Raw genomic sequence first — 252 nt, forward strand, 5'->3', positions numbered from 1 at the left:
GCCGATCGTCGGGGACGACATGCTCCTGCTGCAAGGGTTGCGCGCAGGCGGGTCTGGCTCCGCGACGGCTATCGGCAACGTCCTGCCGCACAGGATCACTGCGCTCCATGCGGCGCATATTTGTGGACGCATGGACGTTGCTCGTGCGATCGCGCAGGAGCTCGCACCCTTTACGATGCGAGCCTCGATTCCGAAAGGCAGGTTCATCGCGAACTTCAAGTTCATCCTTCGCGAAATCGGCATTCTCGAAAG

Annotated in this window: 1 protein-coding gene; it reads left to right on the forward strand. The window is 61.1% G+C overall.

Annotation, left to right across the window (positions count from 1 at the left end; translation table 11 throughout):
• Positions 1-19: 19 nt before the first annotated feature.
• A partial coding sequence (locus tag R0J87_RS22805; protein WP_498889207.1) for a hypothetical protein occupies positions 20-252 on the forward strand: 233 nt, incomplete at its 3' end.

Source organism: Halomonas sp. SIMBA_159 (assembly GCF_046536035.1).
Classification (GTDB): Bacteria; Pseudomonadota; Gammaproteobacteria; order Pseudomonadales; family Halomonadaceae; genus Vreelandella; species Vreelandella venusta_A.